The organism is Streptomyces coelicoflavus, from assembly GCF_003112555.1.
Taxonomy (GTDB): domain Bacteria; phylum Actinomycetota; class Actinomycetes; order Streptomycetales; family Streptomycetaceae; genus Streptomyces; species Streptomyces coelicoflavus.
On the sequence record NZ_BEWB01000013.1, the window covers coordinates 120,610 to 136,830 of the forward strand.

Annotated in this window: 13 protein-coding genes; 7 read left to right on the forward strand and 6 right to left on the reverse strand. The window is 72.3% G+C overall.

Translation table 11 applies throughout. The features are described 5' to 3' along the window. Positions 1-2: 2 nt before the first annotated feature. On the reverse strand, positions 3-1,049 hold the full coding sequence (locus Sco07f_RS29675) for a S66 family peptidase (RefSeq protein ID WP_007448356.1): 1,047 nt from the start codon (positions 1,047-1,049) through the stop codon (positions 3-5). A gap of 104 nt (positions 1,050-1,153) precedes the next feature. Here Sco07f_RS29675 and aroQ point away from each other — a divergent pair, with 104 nt between their 5' ends. Further along, the gene (aroQ, locus tag Sco07f_RS29680) at positions 1,154-1,627 is read left to right on the forward strand and encodes a type II 3-dehydroquinate dehydratase (protein ID WP_007448354.1); all 474 of its coding nucleotides are present in this window, start codon (positions 1,154-1,156) and stop codon (positions 1,625-1,627) included. 284 nt (positions 1,628-1,911) lie between these two features. Here aroQ and Sco07f_RS29685 read toward each other — a convergent pair whose 3' ends face one another. Continuing rightward, positions 1,912-2,568 carry an MBL fold metallo-hydrolase gene (locus tag Sco07f_RS29685; RefSeq protein WP_108989649.1) on the reverse strand — a complete coding sequence of 219 codons (657 nt, stop codon included), beginning with the start codon at positions 2,566-2,568 and terminating at the stop codon, positions 1,912-1,914. Positions 2,569-2,630: 62 nt separating this feature from the next. Beyond that, complete coding sequence (locus Sco07f_RS29690; RefSeq protein WP_108989650.1) at positions 2,631-3,317, reverse strand: maleylpyruvate isomerase family mycothiol-dependent enzyme; 687 nt, start codon at positions 3,315-3,317, stop codon at positions 2,631-2,633. A 223-nt stretch (positions 3,318-3,540) separates the two neighbouring features. On the opposite strand from Sco07f_RS29690, the gene uvrA reads away from it, so the two are divergent. Beyond that, positions 3,541-6,600, forward strand: coding sequence for an excinuclease ABC subunit UvrA (uvrA, locus tag Sco07f_RS29695; RefSeq protein ID WP_108989651.1), 3,060 nt, complete (start codon positions 3,541-3,543; stop codon positions 6,598-6,600). A 72-nt stretch (positions 6,601-6,672) separates the two neighbouring features. Here uvrA and Sco07f_RS29700 read toward each other — a convergent pair whose 3' ends face one another. Together Sco07f_RS29700 and Sco07f_RS29705 are read right to left on the reverse strand one after the other, a co-directional pair. Continuing rightward, positions 6,673-7,599, reverse strand: coding sequence for a carbohydrate kinase family protein (locus Sco07f_RS29700; RefSeq protein ID WP_108989652.1), 927 nt, complete (start codon positions 7,597-7,599; stop codon positions 6,673-6,675). Continuing rightward, positions 7,596-8,720 carry a LacI family DNA-binding transcriptional regulator gene (locus Sco07f_RS29705; protein ID WP_108989653.1) on the reverse strand — a complete coding sequence of 375 codons (1,125 nt, stop codon included), beginning with the start codon at positions 8,718-8,720 and terminating at the stop codon, positions 7,596-7,598. The genes Sco07f_RS29700 and Sco07f_RS29705 overlap by 4 nt, the downstream gene beginning before the upstream one ends. A gap of 219 nt (positions 8,721-8,939) precedes the next feature. On the opposite strand from Sco07f_RS29705, the gene Sco07f_RS29710 reads away from it, so the two are divergent. Beyond that, positions 8,940-9,365 (forward strand): Rieske (2Fe-2S) protein, encoded by a 426-nt coding sequence (locus Sco07f_RS29710; RefSeq protein WP_007448228.1) that lies wholly within the window; start codon positions 8,940-8,942, stop codon positions 9,363-9,365. Positions 9,366-9,441: 76 nt separating this feature from the next. Here Sco07f_RS29710 and Sco07f_RS29715 read toward each other — a convergent pair whose 3' ends face one another. Further along, positions 9,442-10,392 carry a hypothetical protein gene (locus tag Sco07f_RS29715; RefSeq protein WP_007448229.1) on the reverse strand — a complete coding sequence of 317 codons (951 nt, stop codon included), beginning with the start codon at positions 10,390-10,392 and terminating at the stop codon, positions 9,442-9,444. A gap of 439 nt (positions 10,393-10,831) precedes the next feature. Between Sco07f_RS29715 and uvrC the strand changes: the two genes are divergently transcribed. The 4 genes from uvrC to whiA are packed head-to-tail and all read left to right on the forward strand — an operon-like array spanning position 10,832 to position 16,059. Beyond that, positions 10,832-13,018, forward strand: a complete 2,187-nt coding sequence (uvrC, locus tag Sco07f_RS29720; RefSeq protein WP_108989654.1) for an excinuclease ABC subunit UvrC — start codon at positions 10,832-10,834, stop codon at positions 13,016-13,018. Further along, complete coding sequence (gene rapZ / locus Sco07f_RS29725; protein ID WP_007448225.1) at positions 13,015-13,977, forward strand: RNase adapter RapZ; 963 nt, start codon at positions 13,015-13,017, stop codon at positions 13,975-13,977. Before uvrC ends, rapZ begins: the two co-directional genes overlap by 4 nt. 7 nt (positions 13,978-13,984) lie before the next feature. Beyond that, the gene (locus Sco07f_RS29730; RefSeq protein ID WP_054103417.1) at positions 13,985-15,076 is read left to right on the forward strand and encodes a gluconeogenesis factor YvcK family protein; all 1,092 of its coding nucleotides are present in this window, start codon (positions 13,985-13,987) and stop codon (positions 15,074-15,076) included. After that, on the forward strand, positions 15,067-16,059 hold the full coding sequence (gene whiA / locus Sco07f_RS29735) for a DNA-binding protein WhiA (protein ID WP_007448247.1): 993 nt from the start codon (positions 15,067-15,069) through the stop codon (positions 16,057-16,059). Before Sco07f_RS29730 ends, whiA begins: the two co-directional genes overlap by 10 nt. Positions 16,060-16,221 lie beyond the last annotated feature (162 nt).

Below are 16,221 nucleotides of genomic sequence, written 5' to 3' on the forward strand. Positions count from 1 at the left end.
GGTCAGTAGGTCACGGTGATGCGCCGGGCGGGTCCGTCGACCCGCACGGTGCCCCCGTACGGGACGACCACCTGCGGATCGGTGTGGCCGAGGTCCACGTCGAACACGATCATGGTGTCCGGAGCATAGGCGCGCATCGCGCGCAGGACCGCCGCACGCTGCTCCGCCGCGTACCGGGCAGCCTCCTCGGGGCCGTTGGGACGCTGGAAGGACCAGGTCTTCGGGCGGCCCATCAGCAGCGCCGAGAAGCGTCCGAGCAGCCCGCGCTCGCCCATGTTGCGGAGGATGCGGAAAACCTCCTCCGCGGCCGGCAGTTCCTCGGACGTCTCCAGGAACAGCACGTCACCGTCGTACTCCGCCGGATCGCGCGCGATCTCGCGGTCGGCCATCAGCAGCCAGGCGAGGATCTCCAGGCAGCCGCCCCACGTACGTCCCTCGACCACCCGGCCGGCGTTCTCCCAGGACCAGCCCGCCCCGGGGCGCGTCTCGGGTTCGGCGTCGAAGGTCGCGGGGTCGGCCCAGTCGCGGTCGACGTCGTTCCAGCGCTCGGCGGGCCGCAGTTCGTACGGACCCGGAGTGAACAGCGCGGCACGCAGCGAGTCGGCGGTCTGCGGGTGCATGGCGCCGGGACGGCCCAGCTCCACCATCACGCTCGCGCCGTGAAAGCCGACGATCCCGGTGTTGCGCAGGTAGGCGAGCAGGTTGGTGTTGTCGCTCACGCCGAAGAACGGTTTCGGGTTGGCCCGGATCAGCTCCCGGTCGAGGAACGGCAGCACGGTGATCTGGTCGTCGCCGCCGATCGACGCGAAGACCGCCTTGATGCCGGGGTCGGCGAAGGCCGCGTGGAGGTCGGCGGCACGCTCGGCGGGCGACGAGCCCGTCTTCCGGGTAGCCGGGTATTCGACGGGCTCGAGGCCGTACTCCTTGCGCAGGCGCTCCACGCCCAACTCGTAGGGGAGCGGGAAGAGTCCCGGCAGTCCGGACGCGGGGGACACCACCGCGACGCGGTCACCCGGCGAGGGCTTGGGCGGGTACGCGATCACCGTCATACGCGGAGAGTACGGCTCGCCGGGGCGGCCGCGCACCGTGATAAACCGGGGACCGAGCAGCGGTCGTGCAAGGGCCGCCGCACCCCTCACGGACCGGAGGAACCGTGCCCCGCACCCTGGCGACCGCCCCGATCATGATCCTCAACGGGCCCAACCTGAACCTGCTCGGCCAGCGCCAGCCGGAGATCTACGGCTCCGACACCCTCGCCGACGTCGAGGCGCTGTGCGTCAAGGCGGCGGCCGCACACGGCGGCACGGTGGACTTCCGGCAGTCCAACCACGAGGGCGAACTGGTCGACTGGATCCAGGAGGCCCGGCTGAACCACTGCGGGATCGTGATCAACCCCGCCGCCTACTCGCACACGTCCGTCGCCATCCTGGACGCCCTCAACACGTGCGACGGGTTGCCGGTGGTGGAGGTCCACATCTCCAACATCCACCAGCGCGAGCCGTTCCGTCACCACTCCTACGTCTCGCAGCGTGCCGACGGCGTCGTCGCGGGATGCGGAGTCCAGGGGTACGTGTTCGGCGTGGAGCGGATCGCGGCCCTGGCCGGGGCGGGCTCGGCCAGGACCTGAGGCGCCGGGGCCGCCGGCCGAGGGCGGGGATCGGGAGGCCGGCGGCCCGTGCCGCCCAGGAGCCGTCGATCCTGTGCGGGGCTGCCACCAGTCGACCGCGCCGCACCGGTGCGGCGGGAGCGCGCGCGGCCCGCGGGTGTGTGCGAACGCTTCACACGGGGCGCGTACGGAGGTCGCGGAGCGCGTACGCGCGGCCGTGCGCGGGTCGGCGGGCTCGCACCGCACGCGCCCGCCGGTCCGTCACCGGCGCGGGTCCACCCGCCGCCGGCCCGCGCGCCCGCCCGTCACCAGCCGCGCGCCCGCCACTCCGGCAGGTGCGGCCGCTCCGCGCCGAGCGTCGTGTCGTCGCCGTGCCCCGGGTAGACCCAGGTCTCGTCCGGCAGCGCGTCGAAGACCTTGGTCTCCACGTCGTGGATCAGGCTCGCGAAGGCCTCCGGGTCCTTGAACGTGTTCCCCACCCCGCCCGGGAAGAGACAGTCGCCAGTGAACACGTGCGGATGCCCGTGCGGGTCGTCGTAGACCAGGACGATGGAGCCCGGTGTGTGTCCGACGATGTGGCGTGCGGTGAGTTCCACCTGGCCCACCCGGATGGTGTCGCCGTCGTCCACCAGGACGTCGGTCGGCACCGGGATGCCCTCGGCGTCGTGCCGGCCGGCGTGGGTGCGGGCGCCGGTGGCCGCGACGACCTCGGCGAGCGCCTGCCAGTGGTCGCCGTGCCGGTGGGTGGTGACGACGGAGGCGATGCCGTCGTCACCGATCGTGCCGAGCAGGGTGTGCGCTTCGTTGGCGGCGTCGATCAGCAGTTGCTCGTCGGTGGCCCGGCAGCGCAGCAGATAGGCGTTGTTGTTCATCGGGCCGACCGCGACCTTGGTGATCATCAGATCCTTGAGCTCGTGCACGTCGGCGGGTCCGCCGACCGTCACCTCTCCGCTGTACGTCATGACGGCCAGCCTAGCGCCGGGAGGCGGCCCGCAAGCCGCCTCCCCGGCCGCCTTCCGCCTGCCTACAGCGGAGGCAGTGCCGGCAGCGCGCCGCCCTCCGCCGTGAGCGCGGTGCCCGCACGGCGACCGGCGAGCCAGCCCAGCAGATCGGCCGGGGGACCGGTGACGGTCACCTCGGGGGCGTCGGCCTCCCGTCCCGTGCTCCACGTGCGCGTGCCGTCCGTGAGCCGGGTGGGCGGTACGTCGGGGTGCCCGGTGAACCGGGCGGCGAGGAAGTCGGTCTCCCGCTCGGTGAACTCCGCCGGAAGGTCCTCCAGCTCGTAGCCGATGCCCAGGTCGACGTGGTGCAGCTCCACCTCGACCCACCTGCGGAACGGCACCCTGGAGGCCGAGTCCGTGATCCCGTTGCGCAGCTCCACCGTGCGCGACCAGTCCGCGGGGGCGGCACCGACGTCCTGGAACCGGGCCGCGCTCTCGCGCACGTCCGCGAGCTGGGCGTCGAGGAGGCGCGGGGCGTCCCGCTCGATGTCGGCGTCCCGGGCCTCGCCGGAGACGTACATGGGGCGTCCTTCGAGGACGTTCACGAGGGCGTCGGCGTTGCGGGCGAGGTGGGCGAGGACGTGACCGCGGCTCCAGCCGGGCAGCCGTGACGACTGCGTCACGGACGCGTTGTCCAGTTTCCCGACCGCGGTCAGCAGCCGCTCGGTAGCGTCACGTACAGACGCCAGGTCATGAGCGTGATCAATCATGCTGCTGACCCTAGACCGCACCACACCTTCGGGTGAAGGTTGCGGCCGACCCCCGTAAATCGAATGCACGTGCTATAAGCTCGACTGCGGCGTCGGGCATGCTGGGAAGTCGGGGTTTGTTGACAACCGGTGAATCCGACCGGCGTTGTCAGTGGCTCCCCCTAGTCTGAGAAAGACGGGGGCCCCGCCCCTGTCACTTCTCTCAAGAAAGGTGCGGACCGGCGTGGCCGACCGTCTCATCGTCCGTGGCGCGCGTGAGCACAACCTGAAGAACGTCTCGCTCGACCTGCCTCGTGACTCGCTCATCGTCTTCACGGGCCTGTCCGGGTCGGGCAAGTCCTCCCTGGCCTTCGACACCATCTTCGCCGAGGGCCAGCGGCGCTACGTGGAGTCGCTCTCCTCCTACGCCCGGCAGTTCCTCGGACAGATGGACAAGCCGGACGTCGACTTCATCGAGGGCCTCTCCCCGGCGGTCTCCATCGACCAGAAGTCGACCTCGCGCAACCCGCGCTCCACGGTCGGCACCATCACCGAGGTCTACGACTACCTGCGCCTGCTCTTCGCCCGCATCGGCAAGCCGCACTGCCCGGAGTGCTCCCGGCCGATCTCGCGCCAGTCGCCGCAGGCCATCGTCGACAAGGTCCTGGAGCTGCCGGAGGGCAGCCGCTTCCAGGTGCTGTCGCCGCTGGTGCGCGAGCGCAAGGGCGAGTTCGTCGACCTCTTCGCGGACCTCCAGACCAAGGGCTACTCCCGCGCGCGGGTGGACGGCGAGACCGTCCAGCTGTCCAACCCGCCCACGCTGAAGAAGCAGGAGAAGCACACCGTCGAGGTGGTCGTCGACCGCCTCACCGTGAAGGAGACCGCCAAGCGGCGCCTCACCGACTCCGTGGAGACCGCGCTCGGCCTGTCCGGCGGCATGGTCGTGCTCGACTTCGTCGACCTCCCCGAGGACGACCCCGAGCGCGAGCGCATGTACTCGGAGCACCTTTACTGCCCCTACGACGACCTGTCCTTCGAGGAGCTGGAGCCCCGCTCCTTCTCCTTCAACTCGCCCTTCGGCGCCTGCCCCGACTGCTCCGGCATCGGCACGCGCATGGAGGTCGACCCGGAGCTGATCGTCCCCGACGAGGACAAGTCCCTCGACGAGGGCGCCATCCACCCCTGGTCGCACGGGCACACCAAGGACTACTTCGGCCGCCTGATCGGCGCCCTCGCGGACGCGCTCGGCTTCCGCACGGACATCCCCTTCGCCGGCCTGCCGCTGCGCGCCCGCAAGGCCCTGCTCAACGGCCACAAGACCCAGGTCGAGGTCCGCTACCGCAACCGGTACGGGCGCGAGCGCCGGTACACCACGGCCTTCGAGGGCGCCATCCCCTTCGTCAAGCGCCGGCACAGCGAGGCCGAGAGCGACTCCAGCCGCGAGCGCTTCGAGGGCTACATGCGCGAGGTGCCCTGCCCCACCTGTGCGGGCACCCGCCTCAAGCCCCTCGTCCTCGCGGTCACCGTCATGGGCAGGTCGATCGCCGAGGTCTCGGCGATGTCGATCAGCGACTGCGCGGACTTCCTGGGCGAGCTGAAGCTCAACGCCCGCGACAAGAAGATCGCCGAGCGAGTGCTGAAGGAGGTCAACGAGCGGCTGCGCTTCCTGGTCGACGTCGGCCTCGACTACCTCTCGCTGAACCGCGCGGCGGGCACCCTCTCCGGCGGCGAGGCCCAGCGCATCCGGCTGGCCACCCAGATCGGCTCCGGACTCGTCGGCGTGCTCTACGTCCTCGACGAGCCGTCCATCGGCCTGCACCAGCGCGACAACCACCGGCTGATCGAGACCCTCGTCCGGCTGCGCGACATGGGCAACACCCTCATCGTCGTCGAGCACGACGAGGACACCATCAAGGTCGCCGACTGGATCGTCGACATCGGTCCCGGTGCCGGAGAGCACGGCGGCAAGGTGGTGCACAGCGGCTCGCTCAAGGAGCTGCTCGACAACGCCGAGTCGCAGACCGGCCTGTACCTGTCCGGGCGCAAGGCCATCCCGCTGCCCGACATCCGGCGCCCGCAGGACCCCTCCCGGCGGCTCACGGTGCACGGTGCCCGGGAGAACAACCTCCAGGACATCGACGTGTCCTTCCCGCTGGGCGTCTTCACGGCCGTCACCGGCGTCTCGGGCTCCGGCAAGTCGACGCTGGTCAACGACATCCTGTACACCCACCTGGCCCGCGAGCTGAACGGCGCGCGGAACGTCCCGGGCCGGCACACGCGCGTGGACGGCGACGACCTCGTCGACAAGGTCGTCCACGTCGACCAGTCGCCCATCGGCCGCACCCCGCGGTCGAACCCGGCGACGTACACCGGCGTCTTCGACCACATCCGCAAGCTGTTCGCCGAGACGACCGAGGCGAAGGTCCGGGGCTACCTGCCCGGCCGCTTCTCCTTCAACGTCAAGGGCGGCCGCTGCGAGAACTGCTCGGGCGACGGCACCATCAAGATCGAGATGAACTTCCTCCCGGACGTCTACGTCCCGTGCGAGGTCTGCCACGGTGCCCGGTACAACCGGGAGACCCTGGAGGTCCACTACAAGGGCAAGTCCATCGCCGACGTGCTGAACATGCCGATCGAGGAGGCGACCGACTTCTTCGAGGCGGTCCCCGCCATCTCCCGGCACATGAAGACCCTCAAGGACGTCGGCCTCGGCTACGTCCGGCTCGGCCAGTCCGCGACCACCCTGTCCGGCGGTGAGGCCCAGCGCGTCAAGCTCGCCAGCGAGCTGCAGCGCCGTTCCACCGGGCGCACGGTCTACGTCCTGGACGAGCCGACCACCGGTCTGCACTTCGAGGACATCAGCAAGCTGCTGACCGTCCTCGGCGGTCTCGTCGACAAGGGCAACACGGTCATCGTCATCGAGCACAACCTCGACGTGATCAAGACCGCCGACTGGGTCGTCGACATGGGCCCGGAGGGCGGCGCCGGCGGCGGCCTCGTGGTCGCCGAGGGCACGCCCGAGCAGGTCGCGGGCGTCCCCGCCAGCCACACCGGCAAGTTCCTGCAAGACGTTCTCGGCGCCGACCGGGTCAGCGACGCGGCCTCGGTGACCAGGCCGCGCAAGGCGGCGAAGACCGTCGCGACCAAGGCCACCGCCAAGAAGACCGCCACCAAGGCGGTCACCGCCACGGCCGCCAAGAAGGCCACCGCCGCCAAGACGGCGACGGCGGCGAAGACGTCCAAGACGTCCAAGAAGGCCGCCGCGCCCGCCGCGAAGAAGACCACGCGGACGAGCAAGGCCTGAGTCCGGTCGGCGCCGGGCCCCACGGAATCGTCCGTGGGGCCCGGCGCCGTATCCGGTGTCCGTGTCCGTCCGTCAGCCGGCGACCTCATGGGCACCGGCGACCTCATGGGCATACGGCGGTTCCGCGCCCGCGCGGGAGCACGTGACCGCTGCCGCACGGGCGGCGAAGCCCAGCAGCCCGGCCCAGCCGTCCGCCCCCAGAGCGGCCACCGCCACCTCGCCGAGCGCGTCCCGTGCCGCGAGGCCGTACAGCAGGGCCGCGTTCACCGTGTCGCCGGCGCCGATCGTGTCCACCACCTCGACGCGCTCCCCCGGCACCGTGTACTCGCCCCCGTCACGGGTGAACGCCGTCAGGCCGTCGCCGCCCCGGGTGACCACGACCGCGGCCGGGCCCGCCGCGAGCCACTCCCGGGGCGTGCCGCCGAGCCACTCGGCGTCCTCGGCGGACAGCTTCAGCAGCGACACCGACGGCAGCCAGCTCTTGAACCGGGCCCGGTAGGCGTCCGGGTCCGGGATCAGCCCGGCCCGGATGTTCGGGTCCAGGGCCGTGAACACACCCCGCGCGGCCGTCTCGCGCAGCAGTTCCTCGTACGCGCTCGCGCCCGGCTCCAGCACCAGCGAACAGGTCCCGAAGGAGACGGCCCGGGTGCCGGGCGGCAGACCGGCGGGTGTCGTGAACAGCCGGTCGGCCGTCCCGTCCACGTAGAAGGAGTACGCCGCCGAGCCGTCCGCCTCGAGCGAGGCCACCGCGAGGGTCGTCGGCTCGGTCCCGCGCTGCACCGGCGAGACGTCCACGCCGGTCTCGCGCAGCCGGTCGAGGAGCGCCTCACCGAAGGCGTCGTACGACACCCGGGAACAGAACGCGGCGGGCGAGCCGAGGCGGCCCAGCGCGACGGCGGTGTTGTACGGACCGCCGCCGAGCGCGGGCCGCAGCGCGGCGAGGGCGCCCGTGCCCTGCGGTACCAGGTCGATCAGTGCCTCACCGGCGACGACGATCACGGGAGGGTCCTTTCGTGGGCCTTGGCGTGGGCTGGTCCGGACGGCCAGGAAAACCGCCCGGACCGCTCCGGGAGCTGCGCGGGCCGTTCGGGCTTTTCGGGCTGCTCGGGGCAGCCGCAGGAGGTGCGGTGGACGAAGGAACAGGGCAGCCGTACGGTCCGCGCGGGCCGGTCCGGCTCGGCGAGGCGCTCCAGCAGCAGCCGTACGGCCCGCGCGCCGATGTCCCTGCTGGGCTGGGCGACCGCGGTGAGCCGGGGCGAGAAGAGGTCCGCCCAGGCGAAGTCGTCGAAGCAGCACAGCGCGAGGTCGCGGGGCACGGACAGGCCGCGCTCGCGGACGGCGCGCAGGGCGCCGATGGTCATGGCGTTGTTGGCGGTGACCAGCGCGGTGGGCGGCACCGCCAGGGACAGCAGTCGTGCCGCGGCCCGTTCGCCGCCGGCCGCCTCGGAGTCGCCGTGGACCAGCAGCCGCTCGTCGAAGGGCAGCCCGGCGGCGGCGAGGCCGTGCCGGTACCCGGTGATCCGCTCGCGGGTCGTGCTGAGTCCCGGCCGGCCGGCCACCAGTCCGATCCGGCGGTGGCCCAGCCCGGCGAGATGGTCCACGAGTCCGGTGGTCGGCTCGGCCCCCTCGGCGCAGACCTGGTCGAAACGCGGGGTGTCCTCGGCCTCCGGTACGTCGACCATCCGGTCGAGGAACACCGTGGGCACCCGGTGGCGCGCGAGGTAGGCGACGAGATCCCGGGGGTCGGCGGAGGGCGCGACGATCATGCCGTCCACGCGCCGCTCGTGCAGCAGCTGGACGACCTTGCGCTCGTGCCCGGGGTCGTCGTGCGGATCGGCGATGAGCAGGCCGTAACCGTGTTCGAGCGCACTGGCCTCGACGCCCTGGAGGATCTCCGTGAAGTACGGGTTGCTGATCGCCGACACCGCGAGCCCGATGGAGCGGGTGCGGGAGGTCACCAGGGACCGCGCGAGGGTGTTCGGGGTGTAGCCCAGCTCCTCGACGGCGTCGAGCACCGCCCGGCGGGTGTGCGGCAGCACCGGGCGGGTGTCGTTGAGTACGTGGGAGACGGTCGCCACGGAGACCCCGGCGCTCCGCGCGACGTCGGCCATGGTCGTCACCGCGCACCCCCCTTCGCTTGCCTCGCGGTCGCGCTCTGGCCCGGACCGTACCCCATGCCCGATGGACGCGTAAACGCTTGCGCAAGCGTTTACGCGCCCACGGACGGCGGCCTCCGCCTCCCCGCCACCCGGGCCGCGGGGCCGCCCGGACAGCCGGATATCGTCGCTCCGAAGTGCAGCCCCGCTCACGCCACACCCCGCCCGACCAGTGGAGACCCCATGACCGGCCGCCCCGTTCCGAGTCGCCGTACCGTCCTGCGTTCGGTGGCCGCCACGCCCGTCGCCGGACTCGGTCTGGCCGCCTGCTCCCCGGGCGACGACGGCGCCGTCCCGGCCAGGCCGACCGCGCCGGTGGACCTCGGCGCGGACGGCGAGGTCGCCAAGGGCGCGACGAAACTCTTCCCGGACGGGAACGTGGTGGTCAGCCGGGCCGAGGACGGCTCCCTGAAGGCGTTCAGCACGGTGTGCACGCACGCCGGGTGCCCCATCAAGAAGCTGGAGGGAACCACCCTCGTCTGCAACTGCCACGGCAGCGAGTTCGACGCCCGCACTGGCGAAGTGCTGCACGCCCCCGCGACCGTGCCCCTCGTCGAGCTGCCGGTCGAGGTGAAGCAGGGCCGGATCGTCGCGAGCCCGGGGACCTGACCGGTGGGGAGCCGTCGTCCTCCCGGGAAGGGGGCGTCGTCCTCCCCGGAAGGGGCCGGCGTCCTCCTCGTAAGGCCTACTCCCAGTCCCAGCCGATGCCCAGCATCCCCGACCTGACCCGCGGTTCCACCAGGTGCACCGAGTGGTGCCGTCCGCTGAGCGCCAGCTCCTGCCGGCCGCCGCGCGGTGCCGCCGGCGAGTGCTGCGTGAACCGGTGGCAGCGCACCGGGAGGGCCGCGACGTCGAACCGCACCTGGAGCGCGTACTGCCCGCCCGCCGTACCGAACCCGCGGACGTACTCGCGCGACACACCGGCCGTGCCGTCCTCGACGCCGTAACGGAAGAGATGGGTGTCGCCGGTCCCCAGTCGCGTGTCGAAGAGCAGCTCGGTCACGAGCAGACCGGTCTCGTGGTGGGCGCGCACCCGCCCCGTGCGGCAGTTCTCCAGGGCATGGACCCTCATCCGCGCGGGGACGCACCCCGGATCGCCGTAGTGGACGGCGACGAAGCGGTCGACGCCGTCCCGGTGGGCGCGGACGATGAGGTGGGACTCGCGCCCCGCCAGTTCACGGCCGGGCCCGACGCGGATCCGTTCGTGGTGTCCGAGGGTGTGCACCCCGCCGTCCGGTGACGGGCATCCCAGTTCGGTCAGCAGCCCGTCCAGGACGCCCGAGGCCGCCAGGCGGGCGCGGTAGGTGTGGTGGGCGGGCCGCCGGTCCGGGGCCTGTGCGTCGGACTCGGCGAGCAGGCGGATCAGCGACTCCTCGGGCAGTTGGAGTATCTCCTCCAGGGCCCGCACGGCGCGCAGGGACTCCGGACGCTGCGGGCGCCGGGCCCCCTGCTGCCAGTAGCTCAGACTCGTGACGCCCACCTTCACACCGTGGCGGGACAGATGGTGCTGCACGCGCTGCAGCGGCAGCCCGCGTGCGGCGATCGCCGCGCGCAGCGCGACGTGGAAGGGGCCACCGCGCAGGGCCGAGTCGAGTTGAGCGGTGGCGACGTCCGCGTGCTGTGTGGCGTGCGGCATGCAGGGGCCCTTCTGTGAAGTTCACGACGGCTGGTCAGACCGTCGACACGGATCGGCCGGGGCCGCCCCCGGTCGCGGCGCAGAGGTCTTCACATCCGTACGCCGCGCTTCAGGCCCCGAGTCCCCCCGCATTGAAGCGTGTTGACCTAGTCCCGACAACACCTGGCGGCCCACCGCCGTGCGCTCCTGGCCGAGAACGCACGGGCCCGCCCTCCCGGGGGCCACCCACCGTGACCGGCCGGCCCCGCACCGTCTTCCCGCGTTCTCTCCTCCGGCTGCCCCGGACCCCCTCTCCGGTTGCCCGCCACCTCCTTCTCCGGCTGCCCGCGCCCCCTCCTCGCCGGGTGCCCACGGTCTCCCCGCCGGTTGTCCACAGAGGGCCCGGCCCGTCGTCCACAGCCCCGCCGTAGTGTCGGTCCGCGCCAGTAGGGTGTGAGTCATGGCCGACCCCTCCAGCTACCGCCCCAGGCCGGGAGAGATCCCGGACTCCCCGGGGGTGTACAGGTTCCGCGACGAGCACCGCCGGGTGATCTACGTCGGAAAGGCGAAGAGCCTGCGCCAGCGCCTGGCGAACTACTTCCAGGACCTGGCGAACCTGCACCCCCGCACCCGCACCATGGTCACCACGGCGGCGTCCGTGGAGTGGACGGTGGTGTCCACGGAGGTCGAGGCGCTACAGCTGGAGTACTCCTGGATCAAGGAGTACGACCCCCGGTTCAACGTCAAGTACCGCGACGACAAGAGCTACCCGTACCTCGCGGTGACGATGAACGAGGAGTTCCCGCGCGTCCAGGTGATGCGCGGCCACAAGAAGAAGGGCGTGCGCTACTTCGGGCCCTACGGCCACGCCTGGGCGATCCGCGACACGGTCGACCTCCTGCTCCGCGTCTTCCCGGTGCGCACCTGCTCCGCGGGCGTCTTCAAGAACGCCGCCCGTACGGGCCGTCCCTGTCTGCTCGGCTACATCGGCAAGTGCTCCGCGCCCTGCGTCGGCCGGATCACGCCAGACGACCACTGGGACCTGGCCGACGAGTTCTGCGACTTCATGGCCGGCCGCACCGGGACCTACCTGCGCCGCCTGGAGCGGCAGATGGCCGACGCCGCGGAGGAGATGGAGTACGAGCGGGCGGCGCGCCTGCGGGACGACATCGGTGCCCTCAGGAAGGCGATGGAGAAGAGCGCGGTCGTGCTCGCCGACGCCACCGACGCCGACCTGATCGCGGTCGCCGAGGACGAGCTGGAGGCGGCCGTCCAGATCTTCCACGTGCGCGGCGGACGGGTGCGCGGCCAGCGCGGCTGGGTCACCGACAAGGTGGAGGAGATCACCACCGGCGCCCTCGTCGAGCACGCCCTCCAGCAGCTGTACGGCGAGGAGAGCGGCGACGCCGTCCCCAAGGAGGTCCTGGTCCCCGCCCTGCCCGACCCGGTCGAGCCCGTCCAGCTGTGGCTGACCGAGCGCCGCGGGTCGGGCGTGTCGCTGCGCATTCCGCAGCGCGGCGACAAGAAGGCGCTGATGGAGACCGTCCAGCGCAACGCCCAGCAGGCCCTCGTCCTGCACAAGACCAAGCGCGCCTCCGACCTGACCACGCGCTCGCGCGCGCTGGAGGAGATCGCCGAGGCCCTCGACCTCGACAGCGCCCCGCTGCGCGTCGAGTGCTACGACATCTCGCACCTCCAGGGCGACGACGTCGTGGCCTCCATGGTCGTCTTCGAGGACGGGCTGGCCCGGAAGAGCGAATACCGGCGGTTCCAGATCAAGGGCTTCGAGGGACAGGACGACGTCCGTTCCATGCACGAGGTCATCACCCGCCGCTTCCGCCGCTACCTCGCCGAGAAGGAGAAGACCGGCGAGTGGGCGGACGGCGAGGGACTCACCGACGGTGAGCAGCGCACCGAGGGTGAGCAGCGCATTGACGGTGAGCAGCGCACCGACGGCGGGCAGCGCACCGACGGTGAAGCCGGCACGGCCGGTGGGACCGGACCGGACGACGGCGAGGCCCTCACCCACGGCCCGGCGCTCAAGGACGAGGACGGCCGGCCCAAGCGGTTCGCATACCCGCCGCAGCTCGTCGTCGTCGACGGTGGGCAGCCGCAGGTCGCGGCCGCCCAGCGGGCGCTGGACGAGCTGGGCATCGACGACGTCGCCGTGTGCGGTCTCGCCAAGCGCCTGGAGGAGGTCTGGCTGCCCCGGGAGGACGACCCGGTCGTCCTGCCCCGCACCAGCGAGGGCCTCTACCTGCTCCAGCGGGTCCGTGACGAGGCCCACCGCTTCGCGATCACCTACCAGCGCGCCAAGCGCGCCAAACGCTTCCGCGCCGGCCCGCTGGACGAGGTGCCCGGCCTGGGGGAGACCCGCAAGCAGGCACTGATCAAGCACTTCGGTTCGGTGAAGAGGCTGCGGTCGGCGACGATCGACCAGATCTGCGAGGTGCCCGGCATAGGCCGCAAGACGGCCGAGACCGTCGCCGCGGCCCTGGCCGGGGCCACCCCGGCCGGGCCCGCCGTGAACACGGCGACCGGAGAGATCATGGATGACGAGGACGGGGCACCCGAGACGACGGCGGATGCCCCGGGGGAGCCCGTGTCCGCGGGCACCCCGGACGAACGACGGGGGCAGGAGAGATGACCGAGCACGAGGCACAGCCCGCAGCGGACCGAGAACAGACGCGCGACGACGGAGCACAGGTGAGTACGGGCAAGGAAACAGCCGGGGCGCACGAGGCGGCCATCCCCGAGCTGGTGATCATCTCCGGCATGTCCGGGGCCGGCCGCTCGACGGCCGCCAAGTGTCTGGAGGACCTCGGCTGGTTCGTCGTCGACAACCTGCCGCCCGCGCTGATCCCCACGATGGTGGAGCTGGGTGCCCGTTCCCAGGGCAACGTGGCCCGCATCGCGGTGGTCGTCGACGTCCGCGGCCGGCGCTTCTTCGACAACCTGCGCGAGTCCCTCGCGGACCTCGACGCCCGCGGTGTCACCCGCCGGATCGTCTTCCTGGAGTCCTCCGACGACGCCCTGGTGCGCCGTTTCGAGTCGGTGCGCCGCCCGCACCCCCTCCAGGGCGACGGCCGCATCGTCGACGGCATCGCCGCCGAGCGCGAGCTGCTGCGGGAGCTGCGCGGCGACGCCGACCTGGTGATCGACACCTCCAGCCTCAACGTGCACGAGCTGCGCGCCAAGATGGACGCGCAGTTCGCCGGCGACGAGGAGCCCGAGCTGCGGGCCACGGTGATGTCCTTCGGCTTCAAGTACGGGCTCCCGGTCGACGCCGACCTCGTCGTCGACATGCGCTTCCTGCCCAACCCGCACTGGGTCCCGGAGCTGCGCCCCTTCACCGGGCTCAACGAGGAGGTCTCCAGCTACGTCCTCAACCAGCCCGGGGCCAAGGAGTTCCTCGACCGCTATGCCGAGCTGCTCCAGCTGATCGCCGCGGGCTACCGTCGGGAGGGCAAGCGCTATGTGACCGTCGCCGTCGGCTGCACCGGCGGCAAGCACCGGTCCGTGGCCATGTCGGAGAAGCTCGCCGCCCGGCTCGCCGCCGAGGGCGTGGAGACGGTGGTCGTCCACCGGGACATGGGACGGGAATGACAGGGGAATGACAGGACGCACTCCGCGGCTGAGCAGGCTGCGCCGGGTGGTGCCCGAGGGGCGCGGCGGCAGGCCCGCCGACGCCCGGGCGGCCCGGCCCGAACAGACGCGCGGCGGCAAGCCGCGCCGCCGGGGGGCCCAGCCCAAGGTCGTCGCCCTCGGCGGCGGCATGGGCCTGTCCGCCTCGCTCGCCGCACTGCGCCGGATCACCGGCGACCTCACCGCCGTCGTCACCGTCGCCGACGACGGCGGCTCCAGCGGGCGCCTGCGCGACGAGCTGGGCGTGCTGCCGCCCGGCGACCTGCGCAAGGCGCTGGCCGCGCTGTGCGGCGACGACGACTGGGGCCAGACCTGGGCCCGCGTCATCCAGCACCGCTTCCAGTCCCAGGGCGACCTGCACGAACACGCGGTCGGCAATCTGCTGATCGTCGCCCTGTGGGAGCAGCTCGGCGACCACGTCCAGGCGCTGGACCTGGTGGGCAAGCTGCTCGGCGCGCACGGGCGGGTGCTGCCCATGTCCGCCGTCCCGCTGGAGCTCCAGGCCCTGGTCAGGGGCCACGACCCGGAGCGGCCCGACGAGGTGGACACCGTACGGGGACAGGCGACCGTGGCGCTCACGCCCGGTGAGGTGCAGTCCGTGCACCTGGTGCCCAGCGACCCGCCGGCCGTCCCCGACGCGGTCGACGCCGTCCTGGACGCCGACTGGGTGGTGCTGGGCCCCGGCTCCTGGTTCTCGTCGGTCATCCCGCACCTGCTCGTGCCGGATCTGCTGGACGCGCTGGTCGAGACGAAGGCGCGCCGGGTGCTCTCGCTGAACCTCGCCCCGCAGCCCGGAGAAACTGAGGGCTTCTCACCGCAGCGTCATTTGGAGGTTTTGGGACGACACGCCCCTAAACTCGCCCTGGACGTGGTGCTGGCCGACGAGGCCGCCGTGCCCGACCGTGACTCGCTCACCGACGCCGCGAAACGGTTCGGCGCCGCGGTCGAGCTGGCTCCGGTCGCCCGGACCGACGGGACCCCGAGGCACGACCCGGAGCTGCTGGCCGCCGCGTACGACCGTATTTTTCGGATGCATGGAAGGATCGGCCCATGGCGATGACGGCAGCGGTGAAGGATGAGATCTCCCGGCTCCCCGTCACCCGGACCTGCTGCAGAAAGGCGGAGGTCTCCGCCATTCTGCGGTTCGCCGGCGGCCTCCACCTGGTGAGCGGGCGCATTGTGATCGAGGCGGAGCTGGACATCGCGAGGGCGGCCCGTCGGCTGAAGCAGGACATCCTGGAGATCTTCGGACACAGTTCCGAGCTGATCGTGATGGCGCCGGGCGGGCTGCGCCGCGGTTCGCGCTACGTCGTCCGGGTGGTCGCGGGCGGTGACCAGCTGGCCCGGCAGACCGGCCTGGTGGACGGCCGGGGCCGCCCGATCCGCGGTCTGCCGCCGCAGGTGGTCTCGGGGGCCACCTGCGACGCCGAGGCCGCCTGGCGCGGAGCATTCCTGGCGCACGGCTCGCTCACCGAGCCCGGCCGCTCCTCCTCCCTGGAGGTGACCTGCCCGGGCCCGGAGGCCGCGCTCGCGCTGGTGGGCGCCGCCCGCCGGCTGTCTATCCCCGCCAAGGCGCGCGAGGTGCGCGGTGTGGACCGGGTCGTCGTCCGCGACGGCGACGCGATCGGCGCGCTGCTCACCCGGCTCGGCGCCCACGACGCGGTGCTGGCCTGGGAGGAGCGGCGGCTGCGGCGCGAGGTCCGCGCCACCGCCAACCGCCTCGCCAACTTCGACGACGCCAATCTGCGCCGCTCCGCCCGCGCGGCCGTCGCCGCCGGCGCCCGGGTCCAGCGCGCCCTGGAGATCCTCGCCGACGACGTGCCCGAGCACCTCGCCGCCGCGGGCCGGCTCCGTATGGAGCACAAGCAGGCCTCCCTGGAGGAGCTGGGCGCCCTCGCCGACCCGCCGCTGACCAAGGACGCCGTCGCCGGCCGCATCCGCCGTCTGCTGGCCATGGCCGACAAGCGGGCCTCGGACCTGGGCATCGCCGGCACGGACGCCAACCTCGGCGAGGAGGAGATGGCCGACAACCTCGTCGGCTGAGCGGACGCCCCCGGGCCCCGGGCCCCCGGGCCGTACGGAACGAGGACAACGAGCCGGTGCCGGCGCCCACTTGGGTGACCGGTACCGGCTTTCGCGTGTCCTTGCCGCACTCTTGACTCGATCATGAGCTGTCATGAGCCTGGCATCTGTTCGCCGCCGTGG

Excerpts from the sequence above, each read along its gene's own strand:
- Sco07f_RS29730 (WP_054103417.1), top strand. The coding sequence starts at position 13,985 with ATGACAGGACGCACTCCGCGGCTGAGCAGGCTGCGCCGGGTGGTGCCC.
- Sco07f_RS29675 (WP_007448356.1), bottom strand. The coding sequence starts at position 1,049 with ATGACGGTGATCGCGTACCCGCCCAAGCCCTCGCCGGGTGACCGCGTC.
- uvrC (WP_108989654.1), top strand. The coding sequence starts at position 10,832 with ATGGCCGACCCCTCCAGCTACCGCCCCAGGCCGGGAGAGATCCCGGAC.
- whiA (WP_007448247.1), top strand. The coding sequence starts at position 15,067 with ATGGCGATGACGGCAGCGGTGAAGGATGAGATCTCCCGGCTCCCCGTC.
- Sco07f_RS29685 (WP_108989649.1), bottom strand. The coding sequence starts at position 2,568 with ATGACGTACAGCGGAGAGGTGACGGTCGGCGGACCCGCCGACGTGCAC.
- Sco07f_RS29710 (WP_007448228.1), top strand. The coding sequence starts at position 8,940 with ATGACCGGCCGCCCCGTTCCGAGTCGCCGTACCGTCCTGCGTTCGGTG.
- rapZ (WP_007448225.1), top strand. The coding sequence starts at position 13,015 with ATGACCGAGCACGAGGCACAGCCCGCAGCGGACCGAGAACAGACGCGC.
- Sco07f_RS29690 (WP_108989650.1), bottom strand. The coding sequence starts at position 3,317 with ATGATTGATCACGCTCATGACCTGGCGTCTGTACGTGACGCTACCGAG.
- Sco07f_RS29715 (WP_007448229.1), bottom strand. The coding sequence starts at position 10,392 with ATGCCGCACGCCACACAGCACGCGGACGTCGCCACCGCTCAACTCGAC.